We start from the raw sequence: 3,703 nt of genomic DNA on the forward strand, positions 1-3,703 counted from the left end.
GCTAGCACAGAAGAAGCAACGAAAGAAGCTAGCACAGAAGAAGCAACGAAAGAAGCTAGCACAGAAGAAGCAACGAAAGAAGCTAGCATAGAAGAAGCAACGAAAGAATCTAGCACAGAAGAAGCAACGAAAGAAGCTAGCACAGAAGAAGCAACGAAAGAAGCTAGCACAGAAGAAGCAACGAAAGAAGCTAGCACAGAAGAAGCAACGAAAGAATCTAGCACAGAAGAAGCAACGAAAGAAGCTAGCACAGAAGAAGCAACGAAAGAATCTAGCACAGAAGAAGCAACGAAAGAAGCTAGCACAGAAGAAGCAACGAAAGAAGCTAGCACAGAAGAAGCAACAAAAGAATCTAGCACAGAAGAAGCAACGAAAGAATCTAGTATAAAGGAATCTACTAAACAAGGTAATATATCAGACCAAAACGCAACTAATACTAAAGAACAAGTAGATAATATTGATGAAAATAGTACTATAAAAGAAAAAATTAATTATGCTGAAAAAACTTTAAATGATTTAAATATCAATAATGAAGATGCTTCTAAAATTAAAAATTCTCTTGATGATAATAGTAATCTTAAAAATTTATCTAAAGAAGAATTGAATAATGAAATTTTAAGAGCTGCATTAGCTAATGAATCAAATAACAATGATTACGGAATCCAAACATTAGCAACAACTGAGTCACTAGCTACTAATGCAAGAACTGCTTCAAATATGGCAAGCCCATTATCTAAGCTTAGAAAGTTGGCTGCTGTAACTACGGGTGAAAATGTAAATGACAAAGTTCATTTTTCAAATATTGATATCGAAATTGATCCACCAAATATTAATAAAAATACTGGAAAAGAGGAATTTTGGGCGACCTCAGGGGCTGTATTAAAGTTAAAAGCTGATTATACAGTTGATGATGATGTGCATGAAGGAGATACTTTTACTTTCCAATATGGAAATTATTATCGTCCTGGTTCAGTACGTTTACCTTCTACAGAACAAAAATTGTACAATTCCACTGGTAATTTGATTGCAAAAGGTGTATATAATAGTGCTACAAATTCTACTACATATACATTTACCAATTATGTAGATCAATATGATAATATCAAAGGAAGCTTCGAACAGGTTACATTTTCAAAACGTGAAAATGCCAATACTGATAAAGCCACTTATCCAATGGACGTTACACTAGGTAATGATAAATATTCAGAAAATATTACTGTAGACTATGGTAATAAAAAAGGAAATACACTAGTTGCAGGTACAAATTATATTGATCCTGATACGTTAGCACGTCATATGACTGTATATATCAATCAACCTAAAAATAATTTCAAAAAAGAAGTTTTAGTTAGTCAATTGACAGGCTATAAATTTGATCCTAATGCTAATAATTTTAAAATCTATGAAGTAACTAATCAAAATCAGTTTGCTGATAGTTTCACCCCTGTAACCTCAGGTTTAAAAGATGTTACAAATAATTTTAAAGTGACTTACAGTAATAATAATACGACTGCAACAGTAACTTTATTAGATGGGACGACGGCTAGTAATAAACAATATATTATCCAACAAGTTGCTAACCCAGATAGTGAAACATCTGCTACTAATGGAAGAATTGATTATACGTTGCAAACGGATGTGCAAAATTATACTCACAAAAATTCATATTCACTTGCTCAAGGTTCATCAACTGCAGATGGAGATTTAAAAAGATATTCTTTAGGTGACTACGTGTGGGAAGATACAAATAAAGACGGTATCCAAGATTCAAATGAAAAAGGTATCCAAGGTGTTTACGTTACACTTAAAGATAGTAATGGTAATGAATTAGATAAAACTACTACTGATTCGAATGGTAAGTATCAATTCACTAACTTACAAAATGGAACATATACAGTTGAGTTCTCAACTCCTAAAGGTTATACGCCTACCAAAGTTGATTCAGGTAATGATGATGCTAAAGACTCAGATGGCTTAACAACTACTGGAGTTATTAATAATGCAGATAATTGGACGCTAGATAGTGGATTCTATAAAACTCCGAAATATAGTCTAGGCGACTATGTATGGAAAGATACAAATAAGGATGGAATCCAAGATACTGATGAAAAAGGAATTCAAGGCGTAACAGTTACATTAAAAGATAAAGATGGAAACGTTTTAAAAACAACAACGACAGATGAAAATGGTAAATATCGTTTTGATGATTTAGATAGTGGAGACTATATTGTTCATTTCGATAAACCTGAAGGGCTAACTCAAACTACTACAAACTCAGGTAGTGATGATGAAAAAGATGCTGACGGGGAAGATGTACATGTAACTATTACTGATCATGATGATTTTAGTATTGATAATGGATACTTCGACGAAGACTCAGATAGCGATTCGGATTCAGACAGCGATTCCGATTCAGATAGCGACTCAGATTCAGACAGCGATTCAGACTCAGATAGCGACTCAGATTCAGACAGTGATTCCGACTCAGATAGCGATTCCGACTCAGATAGCGATTCAGATTCAGACAGTGATTCCGACTCAGACAGCGACTCAGATTCAGACAGCGATTCAGACTCAGATAGCGACTCAGACTCAGACAGCGACTCGGATTCAGACAGCGACTCAGACTCAGACAGCGACTCAGATTCAGACAGTGATTCAGACTCAGACAGCGACTCAGATTCAGACAGCGACTCGGATTCAGACAGCGACTCGGATTCAGACAGCGATTCAGATGCTGATAGCGATTCAGATGCTGATAGCGACTCAGATTCAGACAGCGATTCAGACTCAGACAGCGATTCCGATTCAGATAGCGATTCCGACTCTGACAGCGATAGCGACTCAGATTCAGACAGCGACAGTGACTCAGATTCAGACAGCGACAGTGACTCAGATTCAAATAGCGATTCCGACTCAGATAGCGACTCAGATTCAGACAGTGAGTCAGACTCTGACAGTGATAGCGACTCAGACTCAGACAGCGACTCAGATTCAGACAGCGATTCAGATTCAGACAGTGATTCCGACTCAGATAGCGACTCAGATTCAGACAGCGACAGTGACTCAGATTCCGACAGTGATGCAGACTCTGATAGCGACTCAGACTCAGACAGTGATTCCGACTCAGACAGCGACTCAGACTCAGACAGCGACAGTGACTCAGATTCAGACAGCGACTCAGATTCAGACAGTGATTCCGACTCAGATAGCGATTCAGATTCAGACAGCGATTCCGACTCAGATAGCGACAGTGATTCAGATAGCGACTCAGACTCAGATAGCGACTCAGACTCAGATAGCGATTCCGATTCAGATAGCGACTCAGATTCAGACAGTGATTCCGACTCAGATAGCGATTCCGACTCAGATAGCGATTCAGATTCAGACAGCGATGCAGACTCAGATTCAGACAGTGATGCAGACTCAGACAGCGACTCAGATTCAGACAGTGATTTAGACTCTGACAGTGACTCAGATTCAGACAGCGATGCAGACTCTGACAGCGATAGCGACTCAGATTCAGACAGCGATGCAGACTCTGACAGCGATAGCGACTCGGATTCAGACAGCGACTCAGACTCAGATAGCGACTCGGATTCAGACAGCGACTCAGATTCAGACAGCGACTCAGATTCAGACAGCGACTCAGATTCAGACAGTGATTCCGACTCAGACAGTGACTCAGATTCAGACAGTGATT

General features: G+C 38.6%; 1 pseudogene. It reads left to right on the forward strand.

The window, feature by feature from the left end:
* Positions 1-1,776 precede the first annotated feature (1,776 nt).
* A pseudogene (locus tag CD128_RS10870) lies at positions 1,777-3,703 on the forward strand (SdrD B-like domain-containing protein); the annotation flags it as partial.

It is taken from the genome of Staphylococcus croceilyticus (genome assembly GCF_002902575.1).
Lineage (GTDB): Bacteria > Bacillota > Bacilli > Staphylococcales > Staphylococcaceae > Staphylococcus > Staphylococcus croceilyticus.